The sequence below is a fragment of the Nocardiopsis sp. LOL_012 genome, from assembly GCF_048060475.1.
Lineage (GTDB): Bacteria > Actinomycetota > Actinomycetes > Streptosporangiales > Streptosporangiaceae > Nocardiopsis.
In genome coordinates this window covers 1-15,062 of record NZ_JBHMIV010000006.1, presented here as the reverse complement: position 1 = coordinate 15,062, position 15,062 = coordinate 1, and the positions used below count along the sequence as shown (strand labels likewise).

The 15,062-nt window shown below is 70.2% G+C and carries 14 protein-coding genes; 7 read left to right on the top strand and 7 right to left on the bottom strand.

Annotated features, from left to right (window positions below; all coding sequences use genetic code 11):
• Window position 1: 1 nt before the first annotated feature.
• On the bottom strand, window positions 2-424 hold the full coding sequence (locus tag ACFHWE_RS05405; RefSeq protein WP_416599487.1) for a winged helix-turn-helix transcriptional regulator: 423 nt from the start codon (window positions 422-424) through the stop codon (window positions 2-4).
• A gap of 87 nt (window positions 425-511) precedes the next feature.
• Between ACFHWE_RS05405 and ACFHWE_RS05400 the strand changes: the two genes are divergently transcribed.
• Window positions 512-1,333 carry an NAD(P)H-binding protein gene (locus tag ACFHWE_RS05400; RefSeq protein WP_416599640.1) on the top strand — a complete coding sequence of 274 codons (822 nt, stop codon included), beginning with the start codon at window positions 512-514 and terminating at the stop codon, window positions 1,331-1,333.
• A 41-nt stretch (window positions 1,334-1,374) separates the two neighbouring features.
• Here the strand turns inward: ACFHWE_RS05400 and plsX are convergent, their stop codons facing one another.
• Window positions 1,375-2,478, bottom strand: a complete 1,104-nt coding sequence (gene plsX / locus ACFHWE_RS05395) for a phosphate acyltransferase PlsX (RefSeq protein WP_416599486.1) — start codon at window positions 2,476-2,478, stop codon at window positions 1,375-1,377.
• Window positions 2,479-2,909: 431 nt separating this feature from the next.
• Here plsX and ACFHWE_RS05390 point away from each other — a divergent pair, with 431 nt between their 5' ends.
• Window positions 2,910-4,277 carry a KamA family radical SAM protein gene (locus ACFHWE_RS05390; RefSeq protein ID WP_416599485.1) on the top strand — a complete coding sequence of 456 codons (1,368 nt, stop codon included), beginning with the start codon at window positions 2,910-2,912 and terminating at the stop codon, window positions 4,275-4,277.
• 160 nt (window positions 4,278-4,437) lie between these two features.
• Here the strand turns inward: ACFHWE_RS05390 and ACFHWE_RS05385 are convergent, their stop codons facing one another.
• Both ACFHWE_RS05385 and ACFHWE_RS05380 read right to left on the bottom strand, forming a co-directional pair.
• On the bottom strand, window positions 4,438-4,674 hold the full coding sequence (locus ACFHWE_RS05385) for a DUF397 domain-containing protein (RefSeq protein ID WP_416599484.1): 237 nt from the start codon (window positions 4,672-4,674) through the stop codon (window positions 4,438-4,440).
• 420 nt (window positions 4,675-5,094) lie between these two features.
• Window positions 5,095-5,934, bottom strand: a complete 840-nt coding sequence (locus ACFHWE_RS05380) for a helix-turn-helix domain-containing protein (protein WP_416599483.1) — start codon at window positions 5,932-5,934, stop codon at window positions 5,095-5,097.
• 397 nt (window positions 5,935-6,331) lie between these two features.
• Here ACFHWE_RS05380 and ACFHWE_RS05375 point away from each other — a divergent pair, with 397 nt between their 5' ends.
• Both ACFHWE_RS05375 and ACFHWE_RS05370 read left to right on the top strand, forming a co-directional pair.
• Entirely contained in the window at window positions 6,332-6,883 is a 552-nt protein-coding gene (locus tag ACFHWE_RS05375; RefSeq protein WP_416599482.1) for an ATP-binding protein, read from the top strand.
• Between the two features lie 152 nt (window positions 6,884-7,035).
• Complete coding sequence (locus ACFHWE_RS05370; protein ID WP_416599481.1) at window positions 7,036-7,401, top strand: STAS domain-containing protein; 366 nt, start codon at window positions 7,036-7,038, stop codon at window positions 7,399-7,401.
• Between the two features lie 70 nt (window positions 7,402-7,471).
• On the opposite strand, the gene glmS is transcribed toward ACFHWE_RS05370, so the two are convergent.
• Complete coding sequence (gene glmS / locus ACFHWE_RS05365) at window positions 7,472-9,325, bottom strand: glutamine--fructose-6-phosphate transaminase (isomerizing) (protein WP_416599480.1); 1,854 nt, start codon at window positions 9,323-9,325, stop codon at window positions 7,472-7,474.
• A gap of 342 nt (window positions 9,326-9,667) precedes the next feature.
• On the opposite strand from glmS, the gene coaA reads away from it, so the two are divergent.
• Entirely contained in the window at window positions 9,668-10,573 is a 906-nt protein-coding gene (gene coaA, locus ACFHWE_RS05360; RefSeq protein ID WP_416599639.1) for a type I pantothenate kinase, read from the top strand.
• A gap of 16 nt (window positions 10,574-10,589) precedes the next feature.
• On the opposite strand, the gene ACFHWE_RS05355 is transcribed toward coaA, so the two are convergent.
• Both ACFHWE_RS05355 and ACFHWE_RS05350 read right to left on the bottom strand, forming a co-directional pair.
• A complete protein-coding gene (locus ACFHWE_RS05355; protein ID WP_416599479.1) occupies window positions 10,590-10,796 on the bottom strand; it encodes a type II toxin-antitoxin system HicB family antitoxin in 207 nt (68 codons plus the stop codon).
• Window positions 10,797-10,837: 41 nt separating this feature from the next.
• A complete protein-coding gene (locus ACFHWE_RS05350) occupies window positions 10,838-11,557 on the bottom strand; it encodes a DUF998 domain-containing protein (protein WP_416599478.1) in 720 nt (239 codons plus the stop codon).
• A 253-nt stretch (window positions 11,558-11,810) separates the two neighbouring features.
• On the opposite strand from ACFHWE_RS05350, the gene ACFHWE_RS05345 reads away from it, so the two are divergent.
• Both ACFHWE_RS05345 and ACFHWE_RS05340 read left to right on the top strand, forming a co-directional pair.
• Window positions 11,811-12,719, top strand: a complete 909-nt coding sequence (locus ACFHWE_RS05345; RefSeq protein WP_416599638.1) for a universal stress protein — start codon at window positions 11,811-11,813, stop codon at window positions 12,717-12,719.
• A 329-nt stretch (window positions 12,720-13,048) separates the two neighbouring features.
• On the top strand, window positions 13,049-14,857 hold the full coding sequence (locus ACFHWE_RS05340) for a phosphoenolpyruvate carboxykinase (GTP) (RefSeq protein WP_416599637.1): 1,809 nt from the start codon (window positions 13,049-13,051) through the stop codon (window positions 14,855-14,857).
• The last annotated feature ends 205 nt before the right edge of the window (window positions 14,858-15,062 follow it).

Here is a 15,062-nt window from a genome sequence, read left to right as displayed (position 1 = left end):
GCTAGCGCACGCCGTGGCCGGGGTGGGCGCTGTCATAGCGCCGCCGCGACTCGCTGATGGTGTCACGGTGCGTGAGGGACCAGTCGGCGAGTGCCCTGACCAGGTGGGTCAGACTGGCTCCGGTCTCGGTCAGGCGGTAGTCGACCTGTGCGGGGACGGTCGGGTACACGGTGCGGAGCACGAGCCCGTCGCGTTCCAGCCTGCGCACGGTCAGGGTGAGCATGCGCTGGGAGATGCCGTCGATCGCCCGCTGTAGCTCCCGGAATCGGCGCGGCCCGCCGGCGAGTTCCACGATCACCAGCACCGACCACTTCTCGCCCATGCGGTCCATGACGTCGCGGATACCGCAGTCCGGGTGCTCCTCGCGGCCGCAGGGATCGAGTTCGGCGGGCTCGGCGGTGACACGGATGTGCGTGGGTGACATGAAACTGCCTTCTTGTCGCAGGTGAACGGGGGGTCCAGGATCAACCGTAGTGACCGATACGAACCACTGCGGAAGGCCGTGACCGACATGATTCTGGTGACCGGAGTACAGGGCAACCTCGGCGGGGCCGTGCTGGCCGCGCTGCGCGATCGGGGCGCCGTCGCGGCCGGAGGCAGCCGTACGCCGTCCGAGGGGGTGCGTCGCCTCGACTTCGACGACCCCGCGAGCCTCGACCTCACCGGCGTGTCGGTCTTGGTGCTGGTCTCCGCCGGGTACGCCGAGGACGACCGCGTCGTCGCACGGCACGCCGCCGTGATCGACGCGGCGGTCCGCGACGGTGTCGGGCACGTCGTCTACACGAGCCTGACCGGCGCCGGGGACCACCTCGGGTTCGCGCTCGCGCACCGCGCCACCGAGCGGCTGCTGCGTGCGAGCGGTCTGCCGCACACCGTCCTGCGCAACGGCCTGTACGCGGAGCTCCTCGGCGCGCTGCCGATGTGGACCGGGGACGGTGTGGAGACCGCCTTCGGCGACGGTGCGGTGGCCGCGGTCACCCGCACGGACCTGGCCGAGGTCGCGGCCGTCGTCGCCTCGGATCCGGCACGGCACGCCGGGCGCGTCTACGACCTCGTCGGCACGCCGGTCACGGCGGCGGATCTGGCGCGGGAACTGGGGGTGCCCCACACCGTGGTCGGCCTGGAGGAGTACCGCCGCAGGCTCCTTGAGGAGACACCGGGGCTGCTGCCGTTCCAGCCCCCCATGCTCCTCTCGATCGCCAGCGCCGTCCGGCACGGCTTCCTGGGCGAGGGCGGACCGGATCTCGAAGCCGTCCTCGGCCGCCCGGCGGACCACCCGCTGGCGACGGCCGTCGCGGTCGCCTCCGCCCTGAGGCCGGCGGCCCTGGTGTAGTAGTACCGCGGCCGGGGCGGCGTCCCCCGCGCGGTCCGGGCTCAGCGCTCCTCGGGTTGGGCGAGCCGGTGCAGCCAGCTCGGCGGCCGGTGCTGCACGCGGCGGCGGATCCGCTCGCCGACGCGGCCCGCCGCCAGGTCGTGCGCCAACTGGCAGGCGCGTGCGACGCCCCGGGCCCGGCTAGCGCCGTGGGCGATCACCACGGTGCCGTTGAGCCCCAGGAGGGCGGCGCCGCCGTAGGTCTCGCTGTCCAGGCGGGCGCGCAGTTCGCCCAGCGCCTTGCGCTGGAGCAGTGCGCCCGCCTTGGCGCTCCACGACGACGTGAACGCCTCGCGCAGTGCCGCCATGGTGAACGCCGCGGTGCCCTCGACCGTCTTCAGGGCCACGTTCCCGGTGTGCCCGTCGGCCACCACCACGTCCACCGCTCGGGACATGAGGTCGTGGCCCTCGATGTTGCCGCGGAAGTCCAGGGACCGGGAGTCGTCGTCGGAGGCGGCCGTCAGCAGTTCCGCCGCCCGGCGGGTCAGTTTGTTGCCCTTGCCCGGCTCCGAGCCGATGGTGAGCAGTCCCACACGCGGCTGCTCGACGCCGAAGGCGGTCTGTGCGTAGGCGCACCCCAGGTGGGCGAACTGGACGAGCATCTCCGGTTTGGCGTCGGCGTTGGCGCCCGCGTCCACCAGGATCGTCGGGGTCTCTCCCGTGGGGAGGGGGACGGCCAGCGCGGGGCGCAGCACCCCCGGCTGTGTGCGCAGCCGCACCGTGGAGGTGGCCACGACGCCGCCGGTGGACCCGGCCGAGACCAGGGCGTCGGCGTCGCCGCGCCGGATCAGGCGGCAGGCGACGGCGGCGCTGGAGCGGGGCCGCCGCCAACTGGCCAGGGCCCCCTCGTGCATGGCCAGGCTGTCCTCGGCGTGCACGACGGGCACCTCCTTCAGAGCGTCCTCCCGGGCGAGGATCTCCGCGATCTGCGACCGCCGCCCGATCAGGACGACGCGCAGGCCCAGTTCCCGCACGGCCAGCACGGCGCCCCTGACGATCTCCTCGGGGGCGTGGTCGCCGCCCATGGCGTCCACCGCGATCATCGGCGGGGCCGCGGGTGCCGGGGCGGTCGTGTCGGGTGTGTCCGCGTCGGATGTACCGCTCAACTCGAGTGCCCTTCACGGGTGGGTGCGGTGGTCGGGTGGCCGCGGACGGGCGTCCGGCCCGGCCCCGCGGTGCCTCGGAGCCTGCGGGGAACACGGGTCCGACCTGGTGTGGTCGGCCCCGGCCACGTTATCGGGTTCCGAGGTCTTGGTTGGGGATGTACGTAGTGCCATGCGAAGATGATGGCTGCATGTCTGGTTCTCAGTGCCGGGTATCGTGCGTGCCGAGTACCCGATGGGTATAAAGCCCCTGATAGGGGGTATACCCGGCCCTTGGTGCGGTCTTCCGACAAGATCACCGGACCGGTGTGATCATCACACAGTTTTCCGTATGCAAGGCGGTCCGCCGGTGACCCGTGAACCGGAACCGCCCGGTCAGGGCTGCCCGCGCCACCGCACGGCGCGGCCCTGCTGACATGTAGGAGAGGAGAGGCGTGAGCGTAACGCCAGACGCGGCACTGTCCCCGTCCGCCGGACGTCGGTTTCGTGCCTACACGACGAAACACCTCGACGAGCTCACGGCGCGAGCAGGACTCGCCGCAGACGAGCGGCTGGCCGTGCAGGCGGTGGCCACCGTGCTGCCGTTCCGGGTCAACAGCTACGTCGTCGACGAGCTCATCGACTGGGATGCCGCGCCCGACGACCCGATCTACCGACTCGTCTTTCCACAGGCCGACATGCTGCCCTCCGGCGATGTCGCCAGGATCGCCGATCTGATCCGCTCCGGTGCCTCCCGCAAGGAGCTCAACGAAGCTGCCAACGGGATCCGAGCCGAGCTCAACCCGCACCCGGCGGGCCAGATGGAGCTCAACGTCCCCAAGGCCGGCAACGAGGAGCCGATCCCGGGTGTCCAGCACAAGTACAAGGAGACGGTGCTCTTCTTCCCGAAGCAGGGGCAGACGTGCCACGCGTACTGCACCTACTGCTTCCGCTGGGCCCAGTTCGTCGGTGACGCGGACCTGAAGTTCGCCTCCAGCGACATCGACCAGCTCGTCGAGTACGTCAAGTCCCACCCCGAGGTCACCAGCGTCCTCTTCACCGGCGGCGACCCCATGATCATGGGTGAGGGCGTGATCTCCCGGTACATCGAGCCGCTGCTGGAGATCGAGCACCTGGAGGCCATCCGTATCGGGACGAAGGCGCTCGCCTACTGGCCGCAGCGCTTCGTGACCGACCCCGACGCCGACGACACCCTGCGCCTGTTCGAGAAGGTCGTCGCCTCGGGCAAGAACCTCGCGTTCATGGCCCACTTCTCGCACCCCAACGAGATGGCTCCGGAGCTGGTGCAGGAGGCCGTGCGCCGCATCCGGAACACGGGGGCGGTCATCCGGACCCAGGCGCCGCTGATCCGCACCATCAACGACGACTCGGCCACGTGGGAGAGCATGTGGCGCACCCACCTGCGCCACGGGATGGTCCCCTACTACATGTTCGTCGAGCGCGACACGGGCCCGCAGGACTACTTCGCGGTGCCCCTGGCCGAGGCCTACGAGATCTTCCAGGGCGCGTACAAGAACGTGTCCGGTCTGGCGCGTACGGTGCGGGGTCCGTCGATGTCGGCGACACCGGGCAAGGTGTGCGTGGACGGGGTGGTCGAGGTGGGGGGCGAGAAGCTGTTCGTCCTGCACTTCATCCAGGCCCGCGACGCCGAACTGGTGGGCAAGCCCTTCTTCGCCAAGTACGACGAGAAGGCCGCGTGGCTGTTCGACCTCAAGCCCGCGCTCGGGGCGACCCACTTCCCGTGGGAGGACGCGCCGCCCGTCGGAGCCGGCGGCGCGGTGGTCGATCCCACCCGCCTGTAGGCGCACACCAGCGAAGACCACGGAGCCCGGCACCGGTGCGGTGCCGGGCTCCTCGCGTGCCGCGGGGCCGGGGCCGCCGGGGAGTGGGATGGGTCGGCGGCCGACGGGTCGGGCACGCCCCTGGGTGGCTCGGGAGGGCGCGTCCGGTACGGGAGCGGCCTCAGGTGAGCAGGGCGTCGAACTCCCCGGTCTTGGCTCCCATGACGAAGGCCTCGATCTCGGCGGGCGTGTAGACGAGCGCGGGCCCCTGGGGGTCGCGGGAGTTGCGCACCGCGATGTCACCGCCCGGCAGTGTGGCCACCTCGACGCAGTTGCCGTTGGGGTTGCTCCAACTGCTCTTCGTCCATGCGACCTTCGGCAGGCGGTCGGCGGGGACGCCGTTGTAGATCGAGTGCAATTCAACCTCCTGGAGCTTCGGCGGACGTGTGAGCGGGGGTGTCCTTACGCGGTCGTCCAGATGCCGCCCGCGGCCCGGGAAGCGCGGCCCCTCAAGGCATCCGCGTCCCTGCTACGAGGCCAAAGCGTATCCCATGCACGTGCATATGTGCTTACATCGGTAAGTACATGGCAGAGAACCGGGCGTGATGCGAACACTTCGTCGCATGTCACACATGGTGGAACCGAGTGCCGAGTGTGCTCGGGCGGGGCGATCGTTCTCGTTCCGTGGCCGAACAAGGCCAATTCCGAACCCCTGGCCCGGCGGCGGTGTCACACAGGCGGGTGCCGTGCACGGGTCCGGTCACCTCGGGTGCCCGTCCGAACGCGCACGAGAACGGCCCCCGCCGTGGGCGGGGGCCGCGGGGTGCGGTGGGGCGCGTCAGCCGCTGTAGCGGGAGAGGAACTCCCGCAGGATGTCCTCCGTCTCCTCGGGCCGCGGGGCCTGGGTGGCGAGGTTGTCCATCGTCAGCGCGTAGCCGTGGGTGTCGCTGTACTTGTCGAAGTACAGGGCGCTGTTCAACTGCTCCAGGTAGACCACGTCCGGCAGTTGCGGGGTGGGGAAGCGCAGGATGCTGAAGGGGCCACCGGCCGCGGGGTGGCCGCCCATCGCGAAGGTGGCCACCTGGATGGTGATGTTGGGCAGCCTGCCCATCTCGATGAGGTGCTCGATCTGCCCGCGCATGACCTCCGGGGAGCCGTAGGGCCGGTGCAGGACCGCCTCGTCGATGACGGCCCACAGGCGGGGCGCCCCCGGCGTGGTGAAGCGGTGCTGGCGACGCATGCGCATCTCGACCCTGTGGTCGATGTCCTCCGAGGCCGTGGCCGTGCTCGACAGGCGGATCACCGACCGGGCGTAGCCCTCGCTCTGGAGCAGGCCCGGCACGAACTGGACCTCGTAGGTGCGGATGCCCGAGGCCGCCTCCTCCAGCCCGACGTAGATGCCGAACCAGTCGGGGAGGACGTCGCCGTACCTGTGCCACCACCCCTGGGCGTTGGCGCTGGAGACGAGGCCGAGGAGGGCCTCGCGCTGCTTGGGGTCCTCCACCCCGTACAGCCGCAGCAGATCGTCCACGTCCCGCGGTTTGAAGCTGACCTGGCCGAGCTCCATCCTGCTGATCTTGGCGTGCGAGGCGCGGATGGCGTACCCGGCGTCCTCGCGGGAGATCCTCTTCTCCTGGCGGAGCCTGCGCAGTTGGCCGCCCAGGAGAATGCGCAGCACGGTGGGTCCACCGCTGGAATTGGCCAGAAAATCCTGGGTGACCTGCAGTTTCAAGGCCTGGTCGCCGGCCACGTCGCCCTCCCTGTAGCGGCTTCTGAGCTCGCGACGGCTCAGTTAGCGGCTCCTGAGGTCGCGGGCGGCCCAGTATACCGAGATCGCAAAAGTGTGAACAGGGGGGAACGATTCTCGTTTTGCGGCGGCCCGGAGTCAGTGGTCCGCGTGTCATCACTTGTGCTTGTCGGTGAATTCGTGGCCAGAGGATCTACCGTTTGACCCTCTTCGTCCTATAGTCTTGGCCAACGTTGATCTGCACGTGCATACGTAACTTACAAATGTAAGGAACGCTCACTGTGTCGGATCTGGCCGCGTGACCCGACATCACATCGTGAGGACCGTGATGAACGCAGAGCTGGTGCCTTCGGAAGCCGACACCGGGGCATCCTGGAGCCGTCCACCACTGGTGGAGGCGTCCGGTGCCGTTCTCGGAGGATGGTGGGAGGCCGCGCTGGGCCGGATCGGCGTGGGGGAGTACGCGCGAACGCCCGAGGTCGTGGCTCGGGCGTTCGCGTCCACCCCCGACTCGGTCCGCGGGGCACGCGCTCTCGCGGCCGAGGCCGCCGCGGAGTGGGGGATGCGGGGCGTCGCCGAGGATCTGCGGCTGATCATCTCCGAGTTCGTCGGCAACTCGTGCCGGCACGCGGTCCCCGGGGGGCGTTCACTGCTGGCGGCCCCGGTCCTGGTGCAGTTGAGGCGGCTGGCTCTGTCGCGTCAGGTGGTGTGCATGGTCGCTGACACCGACGAGCGGGGCCCCGTGCGGGTCGACGCCCACCACTTCGCGGAGTCGGGCCGCGGACTGGGCCTGGTCAGCGCTTTCAGCAGTGAATGGGGATGGGAGCGGATCCCCGGCGAGGGAAAGGTCGTCTGGGCGATTTGTTCTGCTGATGTGTAAATCGTCCCTTATCTTGCTCGGATAAGCTGCATTCATCCCGCTGGGGGGATCGGCATCACCGCTCGGGCGGAGTAGGCTGTCACTGCATATCGGCATTCGACCGATGCATCATGACAAGCGAATTCCTTACCTTTCGAGCCCGGGAGCGTGGCGTGACCGTGCTGGACACGGAACGGGGCCGGTTCGTCTGCGGTGGGACCACCGTCGTCGAACTGGACGGTGAGATCGACATGGCCACGGCGGACCACGTGTTCGCCCGACTGTCGTCCTCGGTGTCGACCGAGTGCGCGGTCGCGGACCTGTCCCTGGTGCAGTTCATCGACGCCTCCGGGGTCAACGCCCTGCTCGCGGCGCAGCGTGTGGCCACCCGGTCCCGGCACCACCTGGTCCTGGCCTGCCCACCGCGCCAGTTGACCCGCATCCTCGACGTACTGTCCCTGCACCCCCTCCTGCCCACGCACGCCGACGTCGCCGCCGCCCGCGCGGCGCACGACCGCGCCGTCTCCGAGCCCCGCTGAGGCCGCCGGGCGCTCACGCGTGAGGGGCGCGCCGGGGAGGCCCGGACACGCCCCTCAGGCTCGGAAACCGCTATTCGACGGTCACGCTCTTGGCCAGGTTGCGCGGCTGGTCCACGTCGTTGCCCTTGGCCAGCGCCAGCTCGCACGCGAACACCTGCATCGGGATCGTCGACACGATCGGCTGCAACAGGGTCGGTACCGCGGGGATCTCGATGAGCGTGTCGGAGTAGGGCCGCACCGACTCGTCGCCCTCCTCGGCGATGACGATCGTGCGGGCGCCGCGGGCGCGCACCTCCTGGATGTTCGACACGATCTTGTCGTGCAGCACCCCGCGGCCCTTGGGCGAGGGCACCACCACGACCACCGGCAGGCCCTCCTCGATGAGCGCGATCGGTCCGTGCTTGAGCTCGCCGGCGGCGAACGCCTCCGCGTGCATGTACGCCAGCTCCTTGAGCTTGAGCGCGCCCTCCAGGGCCACCGGGTAGCCCACGTGGCGGCCCAGGAACAGCACCGTGCGGGCGTCGGCCAGGGACCGCGCCAGCTCGCGCACCGGCTCCACCGTGTCCAGGACCCGCTCGACCTGGTCCGGCATGGTGGCGAGCTGCCCGATCACCGCGTCGATCTCGTCGTCGAACTTCATCCTGCGCACCTGTGCCAGATACAGGCCGACCAGATAGCAGGCGGCCAACTGGGTGAGGAAGGTCTTCGTGGCGGCCACGCCGACCTCCGGGCCCGCGTGCGTGTACAGCACGCCGTCGGACTCGCGCGGGATCGTGGAACCGTTCACGTTGCAGATCGCCAGGACCCGGGCGCGCTGCTCGCGGGCGTAGCGCACCGCCATCAGCGTGTCCATGCTCTCGCCGGACTGGGAAATGGCGATGACCAGGGTCTGCTGGTCCAGGATCGGGTCGCGGTAGCGGAACTCGCTGGCCACCTCGACCTCGCACGGGATCCGGCACCAGTGCTCGATGGCGTACTTGGCGATGAGGCCGGCGTGGTAGGACGTGCCGCACGCGATGATGACGATCTTCTCGACGGTGCGCAGTTGCTGCGGGGTCAGGCGCATCTCGTCCAGGGCCAGCCGCCCGTCGGCGGTCACCCGGCCCAGCAGGGTGTCGGCGACCGCGCGCGGCTGCTCCACGATCTCCTTGAGCATGAAGTACTCGTAGCCGCCCTTCTCGGCGGCGGAGGCGTCCCAGTCCACGTGGTACTCGTTCACGTCGACCGGCGCGCCGTCGTAGTCGGTGACCGCCACGGAGTCCGCACGCAGCTCCACGACCTGGTCCTGGCCCAGCTCGACGGCCTCGCGCGTGTGGGCGATGAACGCCGCGACGTCGCTGGCCAGGAAGTTCTCGCCCTCGCCGCGGCCGACGACCAGCGGGGAGTTGCGGCGGGCGGCGACCACCAGGCCGGGGTCCTCCACCGAGGTCGCCACGAGGGTGAAGGCGCCCTCCAGACGGCGGCACACGGCGCGCATCGCGGCGGCCAGGTCGCGGTCGCCGCGCCGCTTCAGCTCGGTGCTGAGCAGGTGGGCCGCCACCTCGGTGTCCGTCTCGGAGACGAACTTGCAGCCCGCCTCCTCAAGCTCCTCGCGCAGCGCGGCGAAGTTCTCGATGATGCCGTTGTGCACCACGGCGAGCCGGTGGTCGTTGTCCACGTGGGGGTGGGCGTTGACGTCGTTGGGCGCACCGTGCGTCGCCCAGCGCGTGTGGCCGATCCCCGCGCCGTCGCCCTCCACCGGATGGTTCTCCAGCGCCTGGCGCAGGTTGGCGAGCTTGCCCGCCCGCTTCTCCGTGTGCAGGGCGCCCCCGCCCTGCACGGCGACACCCGCGGAGTCGTATCCGCGGTACTCCAGCCTCGCGAGGCCGTTCACGACGACATCCAGCGCCGGTTGCGGCCCGACGTAGCCCACGATTCCGCACATGGGCGCAAGACTAGGTGAAACCGGACAGTAAATCGACCAACCAGTACCTCATACCAATGGATGTTTTCCCAGGTAACGGTATAGACCATTTGGTGTATCAGGGGTAGACCGCGCAGGTGGGGGAGGTGTGGGGGTGTGGAGTGGAACACCGTTCTGTGCTTCCGGGCCACCGAAAAAACCTTCGGCGACACGGACGTGAACGTATGGTTTCACTCACGTTCCCTCCCCAGTTCACGCAAGATCCGAAACTAGGGGTACCCGGCTGCGCGGAGCGCGACGGTGCCTCGTCTAGGGTGGGCAACCGTGTCTTACGCGACGAAGAACGGCGTCTCCTCGCCGTACGTGGAGCTCGACAGAGAGCAGTGGGCCGCCCTGCGGGCCAACACGCCGCTCTCGCTGACCGAGGCCGACCTGGCCGCCGTGCGCGGTACCACCGACCCCACGTCCCTGGAGGACGTGCGGGACATCTACCTGCCCCTGTCGCGTCTGCTCAACCTCTACGTGGGCGCCACCCAGCAGCGGCACTCGGCCGTGCGCGCGTTCCTCGCGGAGGACGCCCGCCCCTCCCCGTTCATCATCGGGGTGGCGGGAAGCGTCGCCGTCGGCAAGTCGACCACGGCCCGCCTCCTGCGCTCCCTGCTCGCCCAGTGGCCCGACCACCCCAACGTGGAACTGGTGAGCACCGACAACTTCCTCAACCCGAACTCCGTGCTGGAGTCGCGCGGCCTGATGCGCCGCAAGGGCTTCCCCGAGAGCTACGACCGCCGCGCGCTGGTGCGGTTCGTGTCGGAGATGAAGGCGGGTGCCGAGCGCATCGACATCCCCGTCTACTCCCACCTGGCCTACGACATCGTCCCGGGCCTGACCCAGACCGTCTCGCGCCCGGACATCCTCATCGTCGAGGGCATCAACGTCCTCCAGCCCGCCATCCCCGGACGCCTGGCCGTCGCCGACTTCTTCGACTTCTCCATCTACGTCGACGCCAAGGTCGAGAACATCCGCGGCTGGTACCTCGACCGCTTCCGGGAACTGCGCCGTACCGCGTTCGCCGACCCGCGGTCCTACTTCCACCACATGGCGACCAACTACGACGAGGGCGAGGCCCTGGACTTCGCCGCCAACACCTGGCGCACCATCAACGAGATCAACCTCGTGGAGAACATCATCCCCACCCGGGGGCGGGCCACGCTGGTCCTGTACAAGGGCGACCGGCACCGCGTACAGCGGGTCCGTCTGCGCAAGACCTGAGACCGCCGGGGCCTGCTCAGCCCTCGCCCTCCGCTGAGCGCAGTACGACGGAGACGTCCTCCACGGGGACTTCCAGTACGCCCGCGACCGCGTCCCTGGCCATGTCCTCGGCATCGACGAGCGTGCGGCCGTAGGTGTGGATACGAAGATCGGGCAGGTCGACGGACCAAGAGTCACCGTCTCGCTCACACCACGTCTGGTAGCGGTACTCGGACGGGGGCACGGGAATCGTCCTTCCAGAGTCGTTTCGGTACGGAGGCGGGGTCAGCGGGGGGCGGCGGCCCTCCGGGCGCGGGGGGTGCGCAGCCACGGTCCGCGCAGGAGCCCGGCGGCCAGCAGCCACAGCGCGAGCGCCACCAGGTGGGCCCGCTCCGCCGTGCCCATCGCGGTGCCCGGCTGCCCCGTGCCCGAGGACACGAACACCCAGGACACCACCAGGACGCCGACCGCCGTCACGGCCTGGAACCCGGCCAGGACCGCCACCGGCACCCACATCCGGTCGCCGCGCCGCCACCGGTTCACCGCCAGCGCCACCACGCTCAGCAGCGCCGCGGCCATCGCGGCCACGGCCAGCACCGCCTGGAGGGTCGCGGGGCCGCCGGCCCCCTCCACCAGCGCCTCCACCGTGCACGCCACGTCCGTGGACACCGTGCACCGGCCCGGTATGAGGGACGTGGCCAGAGACAGGGCGCCGAAGGCGAACATGGCCCACCAGGACACCAGCAGCCAGCGGCGGGTCTCCCGAGCGCCCAGGGACAGGCCCAGCCCCGCGGCCACCATGACCAGGATCGAGGCCATCCGGTGGGCGCTCTCCCAGAACGCCTCGAACGCCGAGACCGGTTCGCCCGGCGCCGCCCGCACGGTCTCACCGCCGGGCAGGACCATCTCCAGGACCCACAGGCTGTAGACCACGGCCGCCGCCACGGCGGCGACCCTTCCGTCGCGATAGTCCCAGTGCAGACTCGCGGTGCCCTTGTCCGGCATGGCGCCTCCAGTTGTGCTGGGCCCCTCTAATGCCCCTCTAATACACCTATGGGACGCGGCCCGCGGGACCCGCGTTCCTCGCTTCCGCTGGAGGACGGTCGTCATTTCCGGACCCTACGTCACCGGAGTCGCAGTGGCACTGTTACCCATGTGTGCGTGTTCCCGCGCCATGATCGGTGGAAGCGGGGGTGCGGAACACGCGCGGGGCCGACGGCCCCGGGTAGGGCCATGAGTGACGGGAGAGGCGCACGCGATGGACGGCGCGGCCACCACACGGTGGCTCATCGTGGGAGTGGACGGCACCGACTCCAGCCGGCACGCCCTGGAGTGGGCCGCGCAGCAGGCGCTGCTGCGCGAGCTGGCGCTTCGGATCGTCGTGTCCGCCGGGGCCAGGACACCGGTGGGCGCGTTCGGCGCCCACCTGCCCGGTGAGCCCGTGCCCCCCGGCGAGGCCGACACCCCGGGTGCCGAGCGCCTCCTGGAGCGGGCCGCGGACTGGGTGTCCCGCCTCTTCCCCGAACTGGAGGTCCAGCCGCGCCTGTCCTACGCTCGGCCCCTCGACGCCCTGCTCGCGGAGGCGGCCGAATCCGGTGCCGCGGCCGTGGTCGTAGGCTCGCGCGGCCTCAAGGGAATCGTCGCCGCCTTCGTGGGCTCCGTGGGTATCGAACTCGCCGCCCGCTCGCCCGTCCCCGTGGTGATCATGCCGCACGAGCACGCCTTCGCCCACGGGGTCCGCGGCCGTGTGATCGTGGGGGTGGACGGCTCCGAGCCCAGCCGCCGGGCGGTGGGGTTCGCCTTCGCGCAGGCCGCCTTCGCCGAGACCGACCTGGTGGCGGTCAGCGCCTGGCAGCCCTTGGTGGCGTTCGCGGCCGCCACCGGCCCCATCCCTCCCGAGCTGTTCGACGACTCCACCGCCGAGGAGGCGGCGCGCGGCTCCCTGGAGGAGGAGGTCGACGCCGCACGCCTGCGCCACCCCGGGGTGCGCGTGGTCCAGCGGGTCGTACGCGCCCACCCGGTGGTGGCGCTGCTGGAGGAGGCCACCCCGGCCGACCTGATCGTGGTCGGCTCCCGCGGCCGCAGCGGGTTCCGCGGACTGCTGCTCGGCTCGGTCAGCCACTCCGTGGTCCACGGGGCGAAGGGGCCCGTGGCGATCCTGCGCTGACCATGGGGCCGAGGTGGCACCTGGGGTGCATCTTGCCTGGTGAGGCTATGAATGTGACGAACAGCACGCCGTGTCGGGCTGACGGGCCGCCGAGGGGCCGGATACGCCCTGTACAGGGAGGAGCGGTCGCGCGGCCCTGACCTCACGAACACGACGTGAGCACTGTCAGGCACGTGGTTCAACGGACGGGATCCCTTGCTGCGCTGGGTATTCCGAAGGTTCGCCATAACAGTTTTAGACCATTGGCCTATACCAATTGGTCACCATTGGGGCTCGTCGTTCATGATGCGAGTGTTCTCGACATTCGATGAGGAGCGGCTGTGACTGACGTGGGTATCGATGTGGGCGTAGCACCGACCAGCCACGAGGAGATGATCTCCTGGGTCCGTGAGGTCGCCGAGCTCACGCAGCCCGACGAGGTCGTGTGGTGCGACGGATCCGACGCCGAGTGGACCCGCCTCACCGACCTGCTCGTGGAGCAGGGCACCTTCACCCGGCTCAACCCCGAGAAACGCCCCAACAGCTTCTACGCCACCTCCGACCCCACCGACGTCGCCCGTGTCGAGGACCGCACCTTCATCTGCTCCGAGCGGAAGCAGGACGCCGGACCCACCAACAACTGGATCGCCCCCACCGAGATGCGCGCCACCTTCGGCGAGGTCTTCAAGGGCGCGATGCGCGGCCGCACCATGTACGTCGTCCCCTTCTGCATGGGCCCGCTCGGCGGCGACATCTCCCAGCTCGGTGTCGAGATCACCGACTCCCCCTACGTCGTGGTCTCCATGCGGATCATGGCCCGCATGGGCACCCCCGCCCTGCGTCTCATCGAGGAGCGCGGCGACTTCGTCAAGGCCGTCCACTCCGTCGGCGCCCCCCTGGAGCCCGGCCAGCAGGACGTGCCCTGGCCCTGCAACCCCACCAAGTACATCTCGCACTTCCCCGAGACCCGCGAGATCTGGTCCTACGGCTCCGGCTACGGCGGCAACGCCCTGCTCGGCAAGAAGTGCTACGCGCTGCGCATCGCCTCGGTGATGGCCCGAGACGAGGGCTGGCTCGCCGAGCACATGCTGGTCCTGAAGGTCACCCCGCCCCAGGGCGAGCCGCACTACATCGCCGCGGCCTTCCCCAGCGCCTGCGGCAAGACCAACCTGGCCATGCTCCAGCCCACCATCCCCGGCTGGAAGGTCGAAACGGTCGGTGACGACATCGCCTGGATGCGGTTCGACTCCGGGGGCCGCCTGCGCGCCATCAACCCCGAGGCCGGGTTCTTCGGCGTCGCGCCCGGCACCGGCGCCGACACCAACGCCAACGCCGTCGAGACGCTGTGGGGCAACAGCATCTTCACCAACGTCGCCCTCACCGACGACGGCGACGTGTGGTGGGAGGGCCTCACCGAGGAGCCGCCCGCGCACCTGACCGACTGGAAGGGCCGCGACTGGACGCCGCACTCCGACGAACCCGCCGCCCACCCCAACTCCCGGTTCACCACCCCCGCGGGCCAGGCGCCCACCATCGCCCCCGAGTGGGAGGACCCGGCGGGCGTGCCGATCTCGGCGATCCTCTTCGGCGGGCGCCGCGCCACCGCCGTCCCGCTGGTCACCGAGTCCCTGAGCTGGCAGCACGGCGTCTACCTGGGTGCCAACGTCTCCTCGGAGAAGACCGCCGCCGCCGAGGGCACCGTCGGTGAGCTGCGCCGCGACCCGTTCGCGATGCTGCCGTTCTGCGGCTACAACATGGGCGACTACTTCGCCCACTGGATCAAGGTCGGCGCCGGTGCCGACCCGGCCAAGCTGCCCACGATCTTCTACGTGAACTGGTTCAAGAAGGACGCCGACGGCCGCTTCGTGTGGCCCGGCTTCGGCGAGAACAGCCGTGTGATCAAGTGGATCGTGGAACGCCTGGAGGGCAGGGCCGAGGCCGTCGCCACCCCGATCGGCAACGTGCCGCCGGCCGAGGCGATCGACACCGAGGGCCTGGACCTGTCCGAGGAGGACCTGAGGTTCGTCCTGGACGTGGACCCGCAGGTGTGGAAGCAGGAGGCCGCGCTGGTCCCCGAGTTCTTCAAGACCTTCGGCGACCATCTTCCCAGCGAGCTCTGGGACGAGTACCACGCCCTGCTGGACCGTCTGGGCCAGTAGGCAGCCTCACCGGCCCCGCTTCCGTGCGGGGGGCCGGTCCAGGGGGCGCGGGATCCGTGGCACCCGCGCCCCCTTCCGCATGTTCCGGGCGGTCTCGGCACGCCTCCGGGGAGTCAGTCGAAGAGGTCCTCGGGGCGGTCGACCGTTGCGGCGCGGCGCATCCAGGTGTGGAGGGTCTCCAGGTCGGTGCAGCCGGTGATCCTGG